At 68.5% G+C, this 18,532-nt stretch carries 16 protein-coding genes; all 16 read left to right on the top strand.

What is annotated here, in order from left to right; genetic code table 11:
• Positions 1-125: 125 nt before the first annotated feature.
• A complete protein-coding gene (locus ACXJ1Z_RS05980) occupies positions 126-1,277 on the top strand; it encodes a bile acid:sodium symporter family protein (protein ID WP_463780282.1) in 1,152 nt (383 codons plus the stop codon).
• Complete coding sequence (locus ACXJ1Z_RS05975; RefSeq protein WP_463780280.1) at positions 1,274-2,626, top strand: AtzE family amidohydrolase; 1,353 nt, start codon at positions 1,274-1,276, stop codon at positions 2,624-2,626. The genes ACXJ1Z_RS05980 and ACXJ1Z_RS05975 overlap by 4 nt, the downstream gene beginning before the upstream one ends.
• Positions 2,627-2,640: 14 nt before the next feature.
• The gene (locus ACXJ1Z_RS05970) at positions 2,641-3,999 is read left to right on the top strand and encodes an NCS2 family permease (RefSeq protein WP_463780279.1); all 1,359 of its coding nucleotides are present in this window, start codon (positions 2,641-2,643) and stop codon (positions 3,997-3,999) included.
• The gene (locus ACXJ1Z_RS05965) at positions 3,999-4,925 is read left to right on the top strand and encodes a 5'-methylthioadenosine/S-adenosylhomocysteine nucleosidase (RefSeq protein ID WP_463780277.1); all 927 of its coding nucleotides are present in this window, start codon (positions 3,999-4,001) and stop codon (positions 4,923-4,925) included. The genes ACXJ1Z_RS05970 and ACXJ1Z_RS05965 overlap by 1 nt, the downstream gene beginning before the upstream one ends.
• Complete coding sequence (locus ACXJ1Z_RS05960; RefSeq protein WP_463780275.1) at positions 4,925-6,502, top strand: gamma-glutamyltransferase family protein; 1,578 nt, start codon at positions 4,925-4,927, stop codon at positions 6,500-6,502. Before ACXJ1Z_RS05965 ends, ACXJ1Z_RS05960 begins: the two co-directional genes overlap by 1 nt.
• A 133-nt stretch (positions 6,503-6,635) precedes the next feature.
• Complete coding sequence (locus ACXJ1Z_RS05955; RefSeq protein ID WP_463780274.1) at positions 6,636-7,889, top strand: allantoate amidohydrolase; 1,254 nt, start codon at positions 6,636-6,638, stop codon at positions 7,887-7,889.
• The gene (locus ACXJ1Z_RS05950; RefSeq protein WP_463780272.1) at positions 7,882-9,120 is read left to right on the top strand and encodes a pyridoxal-phosphate-dependent aminotransferase family protein; all 1,239 of its coding nucleotides are present in this window, start codon (positions 7,882-7,884) and stop codon (positions 9,118-9,120) included. Before ACXJ1Z_RS05955 ends, ACXJ1Z_RS05950 begins: the two co-directional genes overlap by 8 nt.
• The gene (gene puuE, locus ACXJ1Z_RS05945) at positions 9,117-10,001 is read left to right on the top strand and encodes an allantoinase PuuE (RefSeq protein WP_463780271.1); all 885 of its coding nucleotides are present in this window, start codon (positions 9,117-9,119) and stop codon (positions 9,999-10,001) included. Before ACXJ1Z_RS05950 ends, puuE begins: the two co-directional genes overlap by 4 nt.
• Positions 9,988-10,368 carry an oxalurate catabolism protein HpxZ gene (hpxZ, locus tag ACXJ1Z_RS05940; RefSeq protein WP_463780269.1) on the top strand — a complete coding sequence of 127 codons (381 nt, stop codon included), beginning with the start codon at positions 9,988-9,990 and terminating at the stop codon, positions 10,366-10,368. The genes puuE and hpxZ overlap by 14 nt, the downstream gene beginning before the upstream one ends.
• Positions 10,365-10,808: a 2-oxo-4-hydroxy-4-carboxy-5-ureidoimidazoline decarboxylase gene (uraD, locus tag ACXJ1Z_RS05935; protein ID WP_463780268.1), complete on the top strand. Its 444-nt coding sequence runs from the start codon at positions 10,365-10,367 to the stop codon at positions 10,806-10,808. The genes hpxZ and uraD overlap by 4 nt, the downstream gene beginning before the upstream one ends.
• The gene (locus ACXJ1Z_RS05930; RefSeq protein ID WP_463780266.1) at positions 10,805-12,217 is read left to right on the top strand and encodes an NAD(P)-binding domain-containing protein; all 1,413 of its coding nucleotides are present in this window, start codon (positions 10,805-10,807) and stop codon (positions 12,215-12,217) included. Before uraD ends, ACXJ1Z_RS05930 begins: the two co-directional genes overlap by 4 nt.
• Positions 12,214-12,543, top strand: a complete 330-nt coding sequence (uraH, locus tag ACXJ1Z_RS05925) for a hydroxyisourate hydrolase (RefSeq protein WP_463780265.1) — start codon at positions 12,214-12,216, stop codon at positions 12,541-12,543. The genes ACXJ1Z_RS05930 and uraH overlap by 4 nt, the downstream gene beginning before the upstream one ends.
• Entirely contained in the window at positions 12,533-13,969 is a 1,437-nt protein-coding gene (gene xdhA, locus ACXJ1Z_RS05920) for a xanthine dehydrogenase small subunit (RefSeq protein WP_463780263.1), read from the top strand. Before uraH ends, xdhA begins: the two co-directional genes overlap by 11 nt.
• Positions 13,962-16,265, top strand: a complete 2,304-nt coding sequence (gene xdhB, locus ACXJ1Z_RS05915) for a xanthine dehydrogenase molybdopterin binding subunit (RefSeq protein ID WP_463780260.1) — start codon at positions 13,962-13,964, stop codon at positions 16,263-16,265. Before xdhA ends, xdhB begins: the two co-directional genes overlap by 8 nt.
• Positions 16,262-17,179, top strand: a complete 918-nt coding sequence (gene xdhC / locus ACXJ1Z_RS05910; RefSeq protein WP_463780258.1) for a xanthine dehydrogenase accessory protein XdhC — start codon at positions 16,262-16,264, stop codon at positions 17,177-17,179. The genes xdhB and xdhC overlap by 4 nt, the downstream gene beginning before the upstream one ends.
• 47 nt (positions 17,180-17,226) lie before the next feature.
• Complete coding sequence (gene guaD / locus ACXJ1Z_RS05905) at positions 17,227-18,516, top strand: guanine deaminase (RefSeq protein ID WP_463780257.1); 1,290 nt, start codon at positions 17,227-17,229, stop codon at positions 18,514-18,516.
• Positions 18,517-18,532 lie beyond the last annotated feature (16 nt).

Here is an 18,532-nt window from a genome sequence, read left to right as displayed (position 1 = left end):
CATCGGCCAAGCGCAACTCTCTGGTTCAAGCTTTAGCGCTCGTCCTCCTGCGCGCATTTTTGCAACGATCCGTTCCGATCATTGCGTTTGCTAGATAGGGGGCGGGCAGGCAGGAGAAACTCACCATGCGGCAACCGTCGTTCATCCCCAAGATCGATCCCTTTCTCCTCTGCCTGATCGCGGTGGTGGCGGCTGCGTCGCTGCTGCCGGTACGTGGGCCGGCGGCGGCGGCGTTCGACGTCTTCGCCGACCTGGCGATCATGCTGCTGTTCTTCCTGCACGGCGCCAAGCTGTCGCGCGAGGCGATCGTCCAGGGCATCGGCAACTGGCGGCTTCATGCGCTCGTGCTGGCGTCCACCTTCGTCTGGTTCCCCTTGGTCGGCTATGCCACCGGACAGCTGGCGAGCGGCTGGCTCGATCCGTTGCTGGTGTCGGGCGTGCTGTTCCTGACCTTGCTGCCCTCGACGGTGCAATCCTCGATCGCGTTCACCGCGATGGCGCGCGGCAACGTCGCGGCGGCGGTGTGCAGCGCCTCGCTGTCGAATCTGCTGGGCATCGTCATCACGCCGCTGCTTGCCAGCCTGTTCATCCATTCACGCGCAGCAGGGCAGGGGTTCGACTGGCACGCGGCGCGCGGCATCGTCGAACAACTGCTGCTGCCGTTTCTCGCCGGGCATTTCCTGCGCCCGCTGATCGGCAAGTGGGTGGATCGGCACAAGAAGATCCTGATGCCGGTGGATCGTGGCTCTATCCTGCTGGTGGTCTACACCGCCTTCAGCGCCGCGGTGGTGAACGGAATCTGGCAGACGCTGGGGGTAAGCGACCTGCTCGTCCTCCTGCTGATCAGCGCGCTGATCCTGGCCGCGATCATGGTGATCAATGCGCTCGTGGCCCGGCTCGCCGGCTTGCCGCGCGAGGATGCGATCGTGCTGCTGTTCTGCGGTTCGAAGAAAAGCCTCGTCTCGGGCGTGCCGATGGCGGGCGCGCTGTTCGCGCCGGCGCAAGTGGGTATGGTGGTGCTGCCGCTGATGATATTCCACCAGCTGCAGCTGTTCGTCTGCGCGTGGCTTGCCGCACGTTATGCCAAGGCGGCCGGGGACACGGCGGTCGTGCCGTCGAGCGACGTACCGCAAACGCCTGAGCAGATTGCCCAGGCCGCCCGCGCGCGCGGGATCGAGATTCCGGCCGCCAGCGCGGAAGGCGTCGCCACCAACCTGTCGCTACTGTCGGGCCATGCCACGCGCATGCGCGGCGATCCGCCTCCTGGTTCCGCATGACACCCGCGCTGGACATCGCCGCACAGGTGCGCACCGGCGCCTTGAGTGCCGTCGCCGTGGTCGAGCAAGTGCTCGCCGACCTCGCGCATCGTGATCCAGAGCTGAATGCCGTCACGCGCCTCTTGCCCGAGCGGGCCCGGCGCGAAGCCGCCGCGGTCGACGCCGCCGTCGCCGCCGGGCGCGATCCGGGGCCGCTTGCTGGCGTGCCCTATGGCGTCAAGGATCTGTTCGACGTCGAGGGCTTACCGACCACCGCCGGCTCCGCACTCTATGCCGATGCCCCGCCAGCGACGACCGATGCCGAGGCGATCGTGCGGTTGCGTGAAGCAGGCGCCATCCTCGTCGCGACGCTCAACATGGACGCGTTCGCCTATGGCTTCGCGACCATCAACGCCGTGCACGGCACCACCCGCAACCCGCATGATCCCTCGCGCCTTGCCGGTGGTTCGTCGGGCGGCTCGGCGGCAGTGGTCGCAGCCGGGTTGCTGGGTTTCTCCCTGGGATCGGACACCAACGGCTCGGTGCGGGTTCCGGCGAGCCTGACCGGCACGTACGGTCTCAAGCCGACCCACGGCGGTTTGCCCCTGGGCGGCGTGTTCCCTTTCGCAGCCAGCTTCGATGACGTCGGACCGTTCGCCAACACCGTCACCGACCTGCGGGCGGTCTGGCAAGTGCTGGCTGGCGGTGACCCCGACGATGCTCCGGCAAGCTGGCGCGTCGCGCGCCTCGGCGGGCGCTTCCGCGAGAACGCCGACGCCGACCAACTTGCCGCCATCGACGCGATCGCGCCCGATGCGCCACTGGTCACATTGCCCGAGATCGCCCGCGCGCGGTCCGCCGCGTTCCTCATCACCGCCTACGAAGGCGGCGCGCTCCACCGTGAGGCCCTTTCGCGAAATGCGATGGCGTTCGATCCCGTCACGCGCGACCGGCTGCTCGCGGGTGCGCTGCTGCCGGACGAACTCTACGCCGAAGCGCAAGGATTCCGCACTGAATACAAGGCGCGGATCGGCGCCCTGATCGCCGGGTTCGACGTGCTGCTCGCACCGGCGACGCCGTGCACCGCGCCGCTGGTCACCGACCCGCGCATCCTGATCGACGGCGCGCTGTCACCGGCGCGGGCGGACCTCGGCATCCACACGCAGCCGATCAGCTTCCTCGGCCTGCCGTCGCTGTCAGTGCCGCTGCACCGTCCCGGGCGCTTGCCGCTGGGGCTGCAGCTGATGGGTCGGGCGAATCGCGAGGCGGACCTGTTCGCCTTTGCCGTAGGGCTGGAAGCACGTGGAGTAATCGGGTGGACGGAGCCGGGCGCCCTGGCGTCCGCAGCCAAGTTGGGGGCAACGGCGTGACACAGGCGGGCATCATGGATCCACCGGGCGAAACGCACGTCCCGCCCGAAAACGGCGCTCTGGCGCGGTACTTCCAGCTTGGTGCGCGCGGCACCACCGTGCGCACCGAAGTGCTGGCCGGCGTCACCACGTTCCTGACGATGGCCTATATCGTGCTGGTCAACCCGGCGATCCTGGGCAGCGCCGGCATGCCGGTCGCCGCGGTTGCCGCCGCGACGTGCTTTGCCGCCGCGTTCGCCTCGATCCTGATGGGGCTGGTTGCCAACACGCCGCTGGCGCTGGCGCCCGGCATGGGGCTCAACGCCTACTTCAGCTACACCGTGGTGCAGCAGATGGGTGTGCCCTGGCAGGTGGCGCTGGGCTGCGTGTTCATCTCCGGCATCGCCTTCCTGATCCTGACGCTGACCGGCATCCGCCAGCTGATCGTCAACTCGATCCCGCAATACCTGTTCGCGGCGGTCGCGGGCGGGATCGGGCTGTTCATCGGCTTTATTGGCCTGAAGGACGCGGGCATCGTCGTCGCCAACGCCGCCACGTTCGTCGCGCTGGGCGATCTCAAGGCGCCGGGTGCGGCGCTGGCGATCCTGGGCCTGGTGATCATCGGCGCGCTCAGCGTGTGGAAAGTGCGCGGCGCGATGCTGATCGGCATCGTCGCGACCACGCTGGTCGCCTGGGCGACCGGGCAGGTCGTGCTCAAGCCCGAGCCCTATTCGCTGGCGGCGCTGACCGGCACCGCGTTCCAGCTCGACCTCAAGGGCGTGTTCGGCCTCAATGGCAGCCACGGACTAGGCCTGCTGGAGATCCTGTTCGTGTTCCTGTTCGTCGACCTGTTCGACAACATCGGCACCCTGGTCGCGGTGACCAAGCGCGCCGGGCTGATGGACGCCGATGGGCGCATCCCGCGCCTCAACCGTATTCTCATCACCGATGCTACCGCCACCATCGTTGGCTCGATGGCGGGTACCAGCACCGTCACCAGCTATGTCGAGAGCGCGGCGGGCGTGCAGGCGGGCGGCCGCACCGGCCTTACGGCGGTGGTCACCGGCGTGCTGTTCCTGGCGATGATGTTCGTCGCGCCTTATGCGCAAGTGATCCCGCTGGCGGCGACCGCGCCGGCGCTGATCATCGTCGGCGGTCTGATGCTGCTGCCGCTGACCGAGGTCGAGTGGGAGGACCCGCTTTCGGCGATCCCGGCGTTCCTGACGGTGGCGATGATCCCGCTAACGTTCTCGATCGCCAACGGCCTCGCCTTCGGCATTACCGCGCATGCCGCGCTCAAGCTGGTGCGCGGTACGATCGTCAGGAGCGACTGGTTCCTGCTGCTGCTGGCGGTGCTGTTCGTGTTCCGCTTCGTCTGGATGGGAGCTTCGTGATGCGCGTTCTTCTCGCGATGCTGCTTGCCTTGTGCGCCACTCCGGTGGTGGCCAAACCGCTGGACGCGACCCCGCGCACCGTGGTCATGACCGCATTCTTCCCCGAATGGCAGGCGCTGGAACATGCGGTGCAGAAGCCGAAGACCTACAAGATCAACGGCCTGACGATCCTGACCGGCACGATGGAGGGCAAGCCGGTGGTGCTGATGCAAAGCGGCGTCAGCATGGTCAACGCGGCGATGAACACGCAGCTGGTGCTCGACCGGTTCACCGTGAAGCGCATCGTGTTTTCGGGCATCGCCGGGGGTGTCGATCCGGATCTGTCCATTGGCGACGTCGTCGTCGCGCAGGACTGGGCGCAATATCTTGAGGTCTCGTTCGCGCGCAAGACGCCGCAGGGTTGGAAGACGCCCGAGCCGCAGGACCCGCAAGCGCCCAAGAACTGGGGCATGATGTTCCCGCGCGGCGTGCGGGTGGGCAACGCCAGCGAAGAGGCGACACGCCACTACACCATCGCCGTCGATCCGGGACTGGTCGCGCTCGCCCGCCAGGTTGCGGCGACGACGCGTTTGCAGCGCTGCATCGGCACGGCGCCCGCGAACACGGCCGCCCCGCGCGGCTCCTGCCTTGAGCACGAGCCCAAGATCGTCGTCGGTGGCACAGGGGTGAGCGCCACCGTGTTCGCCGACAATGCCGAGTTTCGCGAATACCTCCAGTCGACCTACAAGGCGCGCGTGCTCGACATGGAGAGTGCGGCGATGGCTCAGGTCGCCTATGCCAACCAGGTGCCCGCGATCGTCTTTCGCAGCCTGTCCGACCTTGCCGGAGGCGACGAGAGCGAAAATCAGATGGAGACGTTCATGGCGCTTGCCTCGGTGAATTCGGCGCAAGTGGTGCGGGCTTTCGTAAAGGCGCTGCCCAACTGATGCAGACGGTCCACGCCTCGAACGGCATCGTCACCGCGCCGCATTACCTTGCCGCGCAGGCGGGTTGCGATGTGCTCAAGGACGGCGGCAGCGCGGTCGAGGCGTGTGTGGCCGTCGCGGCGACGCTGGCGGTGGTCTACCCGCACATGACCGGCATCGGCGGCGACGGCTTCTGGGTGATCCGCGAGCCGGATGGTTTCGTCCACTCGATCCACGGCTGCGGCGGTGCTGCGGCGATGGCGGACCTGTCGCTGTATGCCGGGCTGGAGGCCGTGCCGACGCGCGGGCCTCTGGCGGCGAACACGGTGGCTGGCACGATCTCCGGCTGGGAAGCGGCGCTGGCCGAGCCTTACTGCCAGCTGCCGCTCAATCGCCTCCTGCGCGATGCGATCGCCCATGCCGAGGCGGGGGTGACGGTCACCGCCGGGGGAGCTGCCATCGCCGCTGCCAAGGGACCGGAATTGCGCGTGCAGCCCGGCAGCTATGGTGCGGTGTTCGAGCCTGAGGGCCGCCCGCTGCAGCAAGGCGATGCCCTGCGCCAGCCGCTACTTGCCGCGACCCTGCGCAAACTGGCGGCGAACGGACTGGATGACTTCTACCATGGCGAGCTGGCGGCGATGATCGCGCAGGATTTGGCGGCGCTGGGCAGTCCGGTCTCCGCCGCCGATATCGCCGCCCACACCGCCAGCCGCCCCGCGCCCCTCACCGTACCGATTGCCGGAGCCCAGCTCTACAACAGCACGCCGCCGACCCAGGGCTTCGCCGCTCTGGTGATCCTGGCGCTGTTCGACCGTCTTGCCGCCGCCGCGCCGGACGGGTTCGACCATGTCCACGGGCTGGTGGAGGCGACCAAGCAGGCGTTCCTGCTGCGCGATGTCCACGTCGGCGATCCGCTGCACACGACCTATGACTTTCAGGCGCTGCTCGACGATACCAAGGCGCTCGATGTCTTGGCCACGCGGATTGATCCGACGAAGGCGCTGCCCTGGCCGCAGCCGCCGCAGTGGGGCGATACCTGCTGGTTCGGCGCGGCAGACCGCGAGGGCCGCGTCGTCTCGGCGATCCAGTCGACCTACTTCGAGTTCGGCTCTGGCCTCGTGCTGCCGCAGACCGGCATCACCTGGCAGAACCGTGGCAGCTCATTCCGTTTGGCCGAGACCGGCTGGAATGCGCTGAAACCTGGCCGTAAGCCGTTCCACACCCTCAACCCTGCGCTGGCGGTGTTCGACGATGGCCGCGTCATGGCCTACGGCACCATGGGCGGCGAGGGCCAACCGCAGACGCAGGCCGCCCTGTTCACCCGCTACGCCCGCTTCGGCGTCGACCTGCAGGACGCGATTAGCGCCCCGCGCTGGCTGCTGGGCCGTACCTGGGGCGAGCAATCCACCACGCTCAAGCTGGAAGATGGGTTCGACGAAGCGCTCTATGTGCAGCTTGCCGAGGCCGGGCACGATGTCGAACGCATCGGCCCACTGACGGCGACGATGGGCCATGCCGGCGCGCTGGTGCGCCATCCCGGCGGAACCTTCGACGGTGCCACCGACCCCCGCAGCGATGGCGGTGTGTCGGGATGGTGAAATCGAGAACCTCGTCATTCCCGTGTAGGCGGGAATCCATCTCCAGGTGGTTCCCTTTACGCGACCTCGGGAGATGGACCCCCGCCTTCGCGGGGGTGACGAACATTGAGGTCGAGGGAAGGGCTCTACGGTGATGCTTGGGCTTCACTTTGGCGGAGCCCGCGCGGTCGCGCGTTGCGATGCGCTCGGCGTCGCGCCCTTTAGCGACATGGCTGGCGGGCTCTATCGCGCCTACCTGACGCCCAGCTACATGGCATCGCAGGACGCACTCACCGGCTGGATGGCCGAGGCCGGGATGACCGTGCGCCGCGACCCCGCCGCAAACCTCGTCGGCCGTTACGAAGGCTCCGACCGCGAGGCACCCGCGCTGCTGATCGGCAGTCATCTTGACAGCGTGCGAGACGGCGGGCGCTACGATGGCCCGCTGGGGATCATGCTGGGCATCGAGTGCGTGGCGACGCTCCACGCGCAAAACCGCCGGTTCCCGTTCGCCATCGAAGTCTACGCGTTCGGCGACGAGGAAGGCTCGCGCTTTCCCGCCGCCATGCTCACCAGCCGCGCGGTGGCGGGCACGTTGGAGCCCGCCGCTCTCGAAATCACCGATGCCGGCGGGATCACGCTGGCTTCGGCGCTGCCGGACGGGGTGGCCGATTACCTCGATGCGGCCCGGCCCTCCGGATCGGCCCTCGCCTATCTCGAAGCGCATATCGAGCAAGGCCCTGTGCTGGAAGCGGACGGCCTGGCTGTCGGCACCGTCACCGGCATCGCCTCGCAGCTGCGCTACAAGGTCGCGGTGAAGGGCATGGCGGGGCACGCTGGAACCACCACCATGCGCCTGCGCCGCGATCCGCTGGCCGGGGCCGCCGCGATGATGCTGGCGGTGGAGCAGCTGGCGCGGGCCGACAATTCGGACGTGGTCGCCACCGTCGGTTCGATCGAGGCGCTGCCCGGCGCACCCAACGTGATCCCCGGCGACGTGCGCTTCACCATCGACGTACGCTCGGGCGTCGAAAGCCGGCGCGATGGCGTGGCCGAGGCGATACTCGCCCGCATTGCCGAGATCGCCCGGGCGCGCGACCTGGACCTTGCCGTCGAGCGCATCCACGACCTGCCCGCGAGCCCCTGCGACCCCGCGCTGATGGACCTGATGGACCAGGCGCTTGTCGCCGCTGGCCAGCCGGTTCGTCGCCTCGTCTCGGGCGCCGGGCACGATGCGATGAACATGGCCGCGCTGTGCCCCACGGCCATGCTGTTCATCCGCTGCAAGGGCGGTATCAGCCACAATCCCGCCGAGCATGTCGACCCTGCGGACGCCGAAATCGCGCTGCAGGTCATGCTCGGCTTCATCGAACGACTGGCCCAAGAAAATGGAGCGTCGTATGCTTGACCTCGACCCCCTCCTGTTCGGCGAGATTGATCCGCCCCAGCGCCTGCTGATGGGCCCCGGCCCGGTCAACGCGCATCCGCGTGTCCTGCGCGCGATGTCGGCCGACCTGCTCGGCCAGTTCGACCCCGAGATGACCGGCTACATGAACCAGGTCATGGCGCTGTACCGCCCGATCTTCGGCACGCAGAACCAGTGGACGATGCTGATCGACGGCACCGCCCGTGCCGGGATCGAGGCGGCGCTGGTCAGCATGGTCGCACCGGGCGAGACGGTGCTGGTGATCAACTTCGGCCGCTTCGGGCTGCTGCTGACCGAGATCCTCAGCCGCATCGGCGCCAAGATCGAGACGGTCGATGCGCCGTGGGGTGAGGTGGTGCCGCTCGACGCCATTGGCGAGGCCATCCACCGCGTCCAGCCGCACCACGTCGCGACCATCCACGGCGACACCTCAACCACCATGGCGCAGCCGCTCGACGGCCTGGGCGAGCTGGCCCAGGCCGCGGGCGCGCTGCTCTACGTCGATGCGACCGCCACGCTCAGCGGCATGGAGATCGCCGCCGACCGCTGGGGCGCGGACGTCGTCACCGGCGGCTTGCAGAAGTGCCTTGGCGGCCCGTCCGGCTCGGCACCGATCACCATCTCGGACCGCGCCGCCGAACACATTGCGCGCCGCCGCCATGTCGAACAGGGCATCCGCCGCAGCGACATCGCCGACGGGCAGGGGCCACGTATCGGCTCCAACTATTTCGACCTGGCGATGATCATGGACTACTGGTCTGACAAGCGGCTAAACCACCACACCGAGGCGACCTCAATGCTCTACGCGGCGCGCGAATGTGCCCGCGTCGCGCTGGCCGAGGGGCTGGAGGCGCGGTTCGCCCGCCACGTCAGCGCCGGCCGCGCGATGACGGCGGGCTTGCGCGCGATGGGGCTGACGGTGTTCGGCGACGACCGCTATCGCATGACCAATGTGACCGGCGTGTACATCCCCGACGGCGTCGACGGCGAAGCGGTGCGGCTCGCCATGCGCGAACAGTTCGAGATCGAGATCGGCACCGCCTTCGGCCCGCTGCAAGGCAAGATCTGGCGGCTGGGCGCGATGGGCTACAACGCAATGAAGCACAAGGTGCTGCTGACGCTCGCGGCGCTGGAAGCTTGCCTGAAGCGTGAAGGTTACGCGGTGCCTCTGGGCGGGGCGGTGCCGGCGGCGATTGAAGCATGGCACGCATGACGCAGGCGCGCGATCTCGTCGGCTACGGTGCGTCCCCTCCCGACCCGCAGTGGCCGAACGGCGCGCGGGTCGCGGTGCAGTTCGTCGTCAACTACGAGGAAGGCGCCGAGAACTCGGTCCTAAACGGCGACAAGGGCTCCGAGGCGTTCCTCTCCGAGATGGTCGGCGCGCCGAGCCATCCGGACCGGGCGATGGCGACGGAAAGCCTCTACGAATACGGTAGCCGCGCCGGCTTCTGGCGCCTCCACCGACTGTTCGCGCAGCGCAACCTGCCCGTGACCGTGTTCGGCGTGGCCAAGGCCCTGGAGATGAACCCCGAGGTCGCCGCCGCCATGCGCGCGGCCGACTGGGAGATCGCCAGCCACGGCCTGCGCTGGATCGACTACCAGACTGTGCCCGAGGCCATCGAGCGCGCCCACATCGCCGAGGCCATCGCGCTGCACGAAAAGCTTACCGGCAGTCGCCCGCTCGGCTGGTATCAGGGCCGCACCTCGCCCAACACCGCGCGGCTGGTCGCGGAGGAGGGCGGCTTCCTCTACGACGCCGACAGCTACGCCGATGACCTTCCCTACTGGCAGGGCAAACAACTGATCGTCCCCTACACGCTCGACGTGAACGACATGAAGATCGTCGCGCTCAACGGCTTCACCGAGGGCGAGCAGTTCTTCCGCCACATGCGCGACACCTTTGACCAGCTGCGCGAGGAAGGCGGCCGGATGATGAGCGTGGGCCTCCACGCCCGCATCGCCGGCAAGCCCGGCCGCGCGCGGTGGGTGGCGCGGTTCGTCGATCATGTGATGGCGAGCGGCGACGCCTGGGTCGCGCGTCGCATCGACATCGCCCGGCACTGGATGGAGGTGCATCCCCATGGAGATCGATAACCCCGTCCTCCTCGCCGAAGTCACCGCCGCGTTCGAGGAATACGAACGCGCGCTGATGGCCGACGACGTGCCCGCGATGGATGCGCTGTTCCACGATGCGCCCACCACCAATCGTTATGGCGTGGGTGAAGTGCTTTACGGCATCGAAGAGATCCGCGCCTTCCGCAAGGGCCGCGGCGGCTCGCCGCAACGCAAGCTCGGCAAGGTCGCGATCACCGTCTACGGCGACTGCTTCGCCACCGCCGATGCCGAGTTCTTCCGCGAGAACAGCGACCGGCGCGGGCGCCAGACGCAAAGCTGGGTCCGGTTCGCGGACGGCTGGAAAGTCGTCTCCGCGCACGTCAGCCTGGAAGGGGTCACGTCATGAGCGCGCTGTTCGAGCATAGCCCGTGGGTCGAAGAGCGCGCCGATGCACAGCCCTCGTCCGGTGATCGCCATGCCGATCTGATGGCCGTGCTGCACGACGCCACGTCCGACGAGCAACTCGCGTTGATCCGGGCGCACCCGGAGCTGGCGGGCAAGGCGGCGATCGACCGGACGCTCACCGCCGCCTCCGCCGCCGAGCAGGCCAGCGTCGGCCTCGATCGCCTGACCCCTGAGGAGTACGACCGCTTCCATACGCTCAACGCCGCCTATCGTGAGCGGTTCGCCATGCCGTTCATCATCTGCGTGCGGCTGACCGACAAAGCTGGTATTCTGGCCGCCATGGAACGGCGCCTCGCCAGCACGCGCGACGAGGAAGTCGCGACGGCGCTGGAGCAGATCGGCGAGATCGTGCGGCTGCGCCTGAAGGACCAGACCGCATGAGCCTCGCGGACCTCGAAACCGAACTCGCCCGCCAGCTGGCACTGGTCGGCCATGGCGGCCCGGACTGGACTCGTCCCCGCACACACCCCGACAGCCACGTGTACGACGTCATCATCATCGGCGGCGGCCAGAGCGGCCTCGCCGCCGCCTTCGGCCTGCTGCGCGAGCGGATTTCCAACGTGCTCGTAATCGACGAGAACCCCGCCGGCTACGAAGGCCCCTGGGAAACCTACGCGCGAATGCTCACCCTGCGCACGCCCAAGGACCTGACCCCGATCGACTTCGGCGTCCCTGCGCTCACCTACCGCGCGTTCTGGGAAGCGCAGCATGGGGCCGAGGGCTGGGCGGCGGTCGACAAGATCGCCCGCGGCGACTGGATGGCGTACTTGCGCTGGTATCGCCGCGTGCTCGACCTGCCGGTGCGCAACGAGGCGAAGCTCGATCATATCGAGCCCATCGGAGACGGTCTGTTCCGCCTCGATCTGGTCGGCGGCGACCGTCTGCTGGCGCGCAAGGTGGTGCTGGCGACCGGCATCCAGGGCGGTGGCGAGTGGCACACCCCGCCGATGGTCTCGCGCGCGCTTTCGCCCGATCGCTATGCCCATACCAGCGAACCGATCGACTTCGCCCCGTTGGCGGGCAAGCGCGTCGCGATTCTGGGCGGCGGCGCCTCGGCGTTCGACAACGCCAATGCGGCGCTGACGCAAGGCGTGGGCGAGGTTCACGTCCACATCCGCCGCCAGGTGCTGCCGCGCATCAACCCGATCCGCTACATGGAGCGCGTCGGCTTCACCGCCCGTTATCCGGCGCTGAACGATGCCGAGAAGCACGCGGTAATGCACGCGTTCCTGGGCCACAACCAGCCGCCCACCAACGATACCTTCAACCGCGCCGCCGCCTGGCCGGGCTTCGAACTACACCTGGGCTCGCCGTGGCTCTCGGTCGAGGAAACGGCGCAAGGCGCCCGCGTCACCACGCCGCAGGGCACCTACGAGTACGACTTCTTGATCCTCTCGACCGGCCTGATCAGCGACCCCGGCCTGCGCCCCGAGTTGCGCCTGCTGGGCGACCGCATCGCTCGCTGGTCCGATCGCTATACGCCGCCGGCGGGTCAGGAGAACGCGCTGATCGACGCGCATCCCTACCTCGGCCCCGCGTTCGAGTTCCTGCCGCGGGAGGGCGGGGATCGCTCGCTGCACGGGTTGTTCGCATTCAATTACTCGGCGCTGGTCAGCCTGGGCCTGTCCGCTTCGGCACTGTCCGGCCTCAAGAACGCCTTGCCGCGACTGGTGAAGGGCGTGGCCGACCAGCTGTTTCTCGACGACCGCGAGACGCTGATCGCCGATTTGATCGCTTACGAGGAACACGAGTTCGTCGGCGACTGGCCGAAGCGGGAGGCCGCCGAATGAACACCTTGTCCACCCACGTCCTCGACACCACGCACGGCCGGCCCGCCGCCGAGGTCTCGCTGACGCTGTGCGATGCGAACGGCGTGCCGCTGTTCGCCGGCATGACCAACGCGGACGGCCGCTGCCCCGGCCTGCCGGAGTTAGCGGAGGGCCGCTACAAGCTGACCTTCGCGGTGGCCGATTACTTCCTGAAGGCCGGCATGACGCTGTCCGAGCCGCCGTTCCTCGACGTGGTGTCCATCGACTTCGGCATCTCGGGCGAGGGCCACTATCACGTGCCGCTACTGGTCTCGCCTTATGGCTACTCGACCTATCGTGGCAGCTGAAGTGACCGTCCGCTTCCTTCTTGACGGCGAAGTGATCGAACTCGCCGATGTCGATCCCACCGCCACCGTGCTCGACCACTTGCGCTACAAGCTGCGCCGCACCGGCACCAAGGAAGGCTGCGCCGAGGGTGACTGCGGCGCCTGCACGGTGCTGGTAGGGGAACTCGCGGGCGAGGCGGTCGCATGGCGCGCCGTCAACGCCTGCATCCTGTTCCTGCCGATGCTGGACGGCAAGGCGCTGATGACGGTGGAGAGCCTGGCGCCGACTGGCGAGCTGAACCCGCTGCAGGCCTGCATGGCGGCGAACGGCAGCTCGCAGTGCGGGTTCTGCACCCCCGGCTTCGTCATGGCGTTGCATGGCCGGGCGATCGGCGCGAGCGGCTGCGACTTGCCGGTGGCCGACGTTATCGCCGGCAATCTGTGTCGCTGCACCGGCTACGGCCCGATCCTGGATGCGGGCGAGGCCGTCCCCAGCCTCCCGCAGGACGACACCGCGCTGGTTCCCGCGCTCCGGAACATCATGCCGCGTGAAATGGCCTCGGGCGAACATCAGGGCCGCGAGTGGTTCGCGCCGCGTCAGCCGGCCATGCTGGCCCAGCTCCTCGCCGAACACCCCGACGCGCGCATCGTCGCTGGCGCGACGGATGTGGGGCTGTGGGTCACCAAGGGCCTGCGCACGCTCGATACGCTGGTCTTCATCGGCGACATCCCCGAACTTCGCACGATCGACGAGACGGCGGATGGCCTCACCCTCGGCGCGGGCGTCACGTATGCGCGGGCGCATGAGGCCTTGGCCCGGCTGCACCCCGACCTCGACGAACTCACGCGGCGCTTCGCCGGGCTGCAGGTGCGCAATGCGGCGACGATCGGCGGCAACATCGCCAATGGCTCGCCAATCGGCGATGGTCCCCCGGCGCTGATCGCCTTGGGCGCCACGCTCACCCTTCGCGATGTCGAGGGGCGCCGGACGATGCCGCTGGAAGACTATTTCCTCGATTACGGCAAGCAGGACCGCCGCGCGGGCGAGTTCGTCGAGAGCGTGTTCGTGCCCCGGCCCAAGTCGTCCGCAGTGATCCACGTTGCCAAGCTCTCACGCCGGTTCGACAGCGACATCTCTGCGGTATGCGGCGCCTTCGCGCTCGATGTGCGAAATGGCATGATCGCGCGGGCGCGTGTCGCATTCGGCGGGATGGCGGCGACCCCGCGACGCGCCTTGGCATGCGAGGCGGCGCTGAAGGGCAAGCCATTCGCTGCCGAAACGATCGAGGCGACGACGTTGGCGTTGCGCTCCGATTTTACCCCGCTCGACGACGTGCGCGGCAGCGCCGCCTATCGCCTCGAAGCCGCCGCCAACCTGCTACGCCGCCTGTGGGCGCGCGAGCAGGGGCAGGCGATCTCGGTGCTGGAACTGCAGGTCGATGGCTGAGCGCGATCCCGCCCTGGTGCTGCCCAAGCCCTCGCACCCGCACGACAGCGCGAGCCTGCACGTCAGCGGTGCGGCGCGCTATGCCGACGATGTGGCCGAGTCCGCAGACATGCTCCACCTCGCGTTCGGGCAAAGCAGCGAGGCGTGCGGGCGTATCGTCGCCATGGACCTAGCAGACGTTCGGGCAGCGGACGGCGTGGTCGCGGTCTTCACCGCCGCCGACATTCCCGGCGAGAACAACGTCGGCCCGGTTGCGCACGATGACCGCCTGCTGGCCGACGGCGAAGTGATCAGCCACGGCCAGCCGCTGTTCCTGGTCGCGGCGACAAGCCAACTGGCCGCGCGCAAGGCGGCGCGCCTGGGCAAGGTCACGTACGACGCGGTTGCGCCGATCCTCACCATCGCCACCGCACAAGCGGCGTCGTCGCGGATCGAGCCGACGCAGCGCATGGCGCGCGGCGATGCCGAGACCGCGCTGGCATCAGCGCCGCACCGCCTTTCGGGTCGCTTCGAGATGGGCGGGCAGGATCACTTCTACCTCGAAGGCCAAGTCGCCGTCGCCACGCCGGGTGAGGACGGGCAGATCCACCTGCTCAGCTCCACCCAGCACCCCAGCGAAGTGCAGCACCTGATTGCCCTGTTGCTGAACCTCAGCTCCGCCGACGTGACCGTGGAAGTGCGGCGCATGGGCGGGGCGTTCGGCGGCAAGGAGACGCAGGCCGCGCTGTTCGCCGCCGCCGCCGCGCTGGCCGCGCATCGCACCGGCCGCCCGGCCAAGTTTCGCTGCGACCGCGACGACGACATGACTCTCACCGGCAAGCGGCACCCGTTTCAGGTGTCCTACGATGCCGGGTATGACAAGGAAGGTCGGCTGCTCGCGCTCTCGCTGCACCTCGCCTCCGACTGCGGCGCCACGCTCGACCTGTCCTCGGCGATCAACGACCGCGCGATGTTCCATGCCGACAACTGCTATTACATCCCCGACATCGTCATCGTCTCGGAACGGCTGAAGACCAACACCGTCTCCGCCACCGCCTTTCGCGGCTTCGGCGGACCGCAGGGGATGCTGGCGATCGAACGGATCATCGACCACGTCGCCGCCGCGCTGGGCCGCGATCCGCTCGATGTGCGCATCGCCAACCTCTACGGGCCGGGCCGCGACGTCACGCCCTACGACATGCGCGTCACCGACAACATCGCGCCGCCGCTGATCGCCTGCCTGCGCGCGACCTCACGCTACGACGCGCGCGCCGCCGCGATCGAGGCGTTCAATGCCGCCAACCCGATCCTCAAGAAGGGTATCGCGCTCACCCCGGTGAAGTTCGGCATCAGCTTCACCACCACCCATCTCAACCAGGCCGGGGCGCTGGTGCACGTCTACACCGACGGCTCGATCCAGGTGAACCACGGCGGCACCGAGATGGGGCAGGGGCTCTACGTCAAGGTCGCGCAAGTGGTGGCGGACGTGTTCGCGGTGTCGCTCGCGACCGTGCGGATCACCGCGACGCGGACCGACAAGGTGCCCAACACCTCGGCCACCGCCGCCTCCTCGGGCGCGGACCTTAACGGCATGGCGGCTTACGAGGCGGCAATGACGATCCGCGACCGGCTGATTACGTTTCTCGCCCGCACCTACGATTGCGCACCTGAGCAAGTGCTGTTCACCCTCGACGGCGTGCTGGTCGCGGGTGAGGTAATCCCCTTCGCCCACGTCGCGCGCAAGGCGCACATCGGGCGGATCTCGTTGTCATCGACCGGCTACTACGCCACGCCCGGCATCGAATACGACCGCGCCGCGCACAAAGGCCGGCCGTTCTACTACTTCGCCTATGGCGCCGCCGTGTCCGAAGTCGCGATCGACACGCTGACCGGCGAGCACAAGGTGCTGGCGGTCGACATCCTCCACGACGTCGGCCGCTCGCTGAACGCGGGCGTGGACCGGGGCCAGATCGAAGGCGGCTTCGTGCAGGGCCAGGGCTGGCTTACCACCGAGGAGCTGGTGTGGGACCAGAAGGGTCGCCTGCTCACCCACAGCCCCGCGACCTACAAGATCCCCACCGCCTCCGACCGCCCCAAGCGCCTGCGCATCGACCTATGGGACGGCGAGAACGCCGAGCCGACGATCAACCGCTCCAAGGCGGTGGGCGAGCCGCCGTTCATGCTGGCGATCTCGGTGTTCAGCGCCCTGAACCGCGCCATCGCCGCGACAAATCCGGACAAGCGCGACTTGCCGCCACTCGACGCCCCCGCCACGCCGGAGAAGATCCTGAACGCCATCGCCGGACACCGCTCATGACTCAATGGATCGGCTGGCTGCGGCGACTGCCGGACAAGCCCACCGCGATGATCTCGCTGCTGGCGACGGAGGGATCGGCACCGCGCGGCGCCGGTACGCGGATGCTGGTCTGGGGCGACGGGCAGGAAGGCACCATCGGCGGTGGCCAGCTGGAACTGCGCGCCATCGAGCAGGCGCGCGCCGTGCTGGATCTGCCGCGCGGTAGCTGGCGCGTGCAGGACTATCCGCTCGGCCCGCTGCTGGGCCAATGCTGCGGCGGGCGCGTGCGGCTGATGGTCGAGCACCTCGATCCCACCGCGCTCGACTGGCTGCACGATGCCGAGCCCGGACGGATGCTGGAGACGCGGCTGGAAGACCGCGCCGTGCTGCGCGCCGTCCACTTGCGCGAGACCGCGACCCGCCAGTCCGCGCGCGGCGACAAGCCCATGCCCGGCGCGCGCCTGGTCGAGCCGGTCGGCGAGCGCCCGCGCCCGCTCTACCTGTTCGGCGCGGGGCATGTCGGCCAAGCCATCGCCCGGCACGTCACCGGTCTGCCGTTCCAGCTTGCCTGGTTCGACACCCGGCCCGAGCAGGCGACGATCGACGGCGTGACCGTGGTGGACGAGGAGACAGTCGGCGCTTGCCTCGCCGATGCGCCGGCCGACGCGGCAGTGGCGATTCTGACGCACGATCACCCCCTCGACTATTACCTCGCGCTGGCGGCGCTGAGCGGCAAGCCGCTGGCTTTCGTCGGTCTGATCGGCTCGCAGACCAAGATCGCACGGTTCAAGTCGCGGCTTGCGGCAGATGGGTTGGGAGAGGAAGCGCTCGCCCGCCTCACCGCGCCGATCGGCATGCCCGGCGTGCGCGGCAAGGAGCCGGACGTGATCGCGATCTCGGTGCTGGCGCAATTGCTGACGTTGCGGGGGGACTAGGCGGTGACCTTGCAGCCCCAAGACGTGTTGCGCCGGCAGGCCGCCGCATGATCCACGCTATCCGCGGCGAACTGCTGTCCGTCCCCCACGACCCCCGCGACGCGCCTGGTTGCGCTCGCCACGAACCCGACGGCTTGCTCGTCATCGAGGATGGTATCGTGATCGCGCGTGGCGCTTACGCTGACCTTGCCGACAGCTACGCCCATGTCCCGACCGCGCATCTGCACGGACTGATCGTCCCCGGCTTCGTCGACGCCCACGTCCACTACCCCCAGACCGACAAGATCGCCTCGCACGGCGAGCAATTGCTCGACTGGCTCGACCGCCACATCTTCCCCGCCGAGAAAGCCTTCGCCGACAAGGTCCACGCCGACACGGTGGCCGCGTTCTTCCTCGACGAACTGCTGCGCAACGGCACCACCAGCGCGCTGGTCTTTCCCACCGTCCACGAACACTCGGTCGATGCGCTGTTCGAGGCTGCTGAAAGCCGCAATATGCGCGTAATCTCGGGCAAGGTGCTGATGGACCTTGGCCCCGACGGCCTGCGCGATACCGTCGCCAGCGGGCGGGCGCAGAGCGAGGCCCTGATCCGCCGCTGGCATGGGTGCGGCCGGCTGGGTTATGCGGTGACCCCGCGCTTTGCGCTGTCCTCCAGCGACGCGCAATTGGCCGATGCCGGCGCGCTCGTCGCCGAACACCCCGACGTGTTGATGCACACACACCTGGCGGAGAATGTGCGCGAGTGCGAGGTCGTGGCGGATCGTTTTCGAGAGGCCGCCGACTACCTCGATGCCTACGATCGCTTCGGCCTCGTCACCCCGCGATCGGTCTTCGCACACGGCATCCACCTGAGCGATCGCGCCTGCCATCGCCTGCACGAAAGCGGCGCCGGCATCGCGGTGTGCCCCAGCTCCAACCTGTTCCTGGGTTCCGGCTTCTTCGACTTCGGCCTGAACGATCGCCACAAGGTTCGCCTGGGCCTGGGCACCGATGTCGGGGCCGGCACCTCGTTTTCGCTTCTGCACACCGCGGGGCTCGCGTATCAGGCGGCGCTGGCGCGAGGCGAGGCGCTCGACCCATTCCGCGCGCTCTATCTCGCCACCGCCGGAAGTGCCGCGCTGCTCCACATCGGCGACCGCGTCGGCGCGCTCGAACCCGGGCAGGAGGCCGACTTCGTGGTGCTCGATCCCGCCGCCACGCCGCTGCTGGCGCGTCGCACGCAGGGCGCCGACCTTGCGGCGCGGCTGTTCGCACTCCAGATCCTGGGCGACGACCGCACGATCGCGGCAACCTACATCATGGGCCAGCCTGCGTGGCACAGACACGCACCGAACTGACTCGCCTGGAGCCGAC

Source organism: Novosphingobium sp. TK46 (assembly GCF_055361525.1).
Note: the sequence above shows the minus strand (reverse complement) of the source record. Positions and strands in the feature narration are given on the sequence as shown.

Coding starts and splice junctions, on each gene's coding strand:
- ACXJ1Z_RS05960 (WP_463780275.1), top strand. CDS start 4,925: ATGCAGACGGTCCACGCCTCGAACGGCATCGTCACCGCGCCGCATTAC.
- xdhB (WP_463780260.1), top strand. CDS start 13,962: ATGGCTGAGCGCGATCCCGCCCTGGTGCTGCCCAAGCCCTCGCACCCG.
- hpxZ (WP_463780269.1), top strand. CDS start 9,988: ATGGAGATCGATAACCCCGTCCTCCTCGCCGAAGTCACCGCCGCGTTC.
- ACXJ1Z_RS05980 (WP_463780282.1), top strand. CDS start 126: ATGCGGCAACCGTCGTTCATCCCCAAGATCGATCCCTTTCTCCTCTGC.
- puuE (WP_463780271.1), top strand. CDS start 9,117: ATGACGCAGGCGCGCGATCTCGTCGGCTACGGTGCGTCCCCTCCCGAC.
- uraH (WP_463780265.1), top strand. CDS start 12,214: ATGAACACCTTGTCCACCCACGTCCTCGACACCACGCACGGCCGGCCC.
- guaD (WP_463780257.1), top strand. CDS start 17,227: ATGATCCACGCTATCCGCGGCGAACTGCTGTCCGTCCCCCACGACCCC.
- ACXJ1Z_RS05930 (WP_463780266.1), top strand. CDS start 10,805: ATGAGCCTCGCGGACCTCGAAACCGAACTCGCCCGCCAGCTGGCACTG.
- xdhC (WP_463780258.1), top strand. CDS start 16,262: ATGACTCAATGGATCGGCTGGCTGCGGCGACTGCCGGACAAGCCCACC.
- ACXJ1Z_RS05975 (WP_463780280.1), top strand. CDS start 1,274: ATGACACCCGCGCTGGACATCGCCGCACAGGTGCGCACCGGCGCCTTG.
- uraD (WP_463780268.1), top strand. CDS start 10,365: ATGAGCGCGCTGTTCGAGCATAGCCCGTGGGTCGAAGAGCGCGCCGAT.
- ACXJ1Z_RS05955 (WP_463780274.1), top strand. CDS start 6,636: ATGCTTGGGCTTCACTTTGGCGGAGCCCGCGCGGTCGCGCGTTGCGAT.
- ACXJ1Z_RS05965 (WP_463780277.1), top strand. CDS start 3,999: ATGCGCGTTCTTCTCGCGATGCTGCTTGCCTTGTGCGCCACTCCGGTG.
- ACXJ1Z_RS05970 (WP_463780279.1), top strand. CDS start 2,641: ATGGATCCACCGGGCGAAACGCACGTCCCGCCCGAAAACGGCGCTCTG.
- ACXJ1Z_RS05950 (WP_463780272.1), top strand. CDS start 7,882: ATGCTTGACCTCGACCCCCTCCTGTTCGGCGAGATTGATCCGCCCCAG.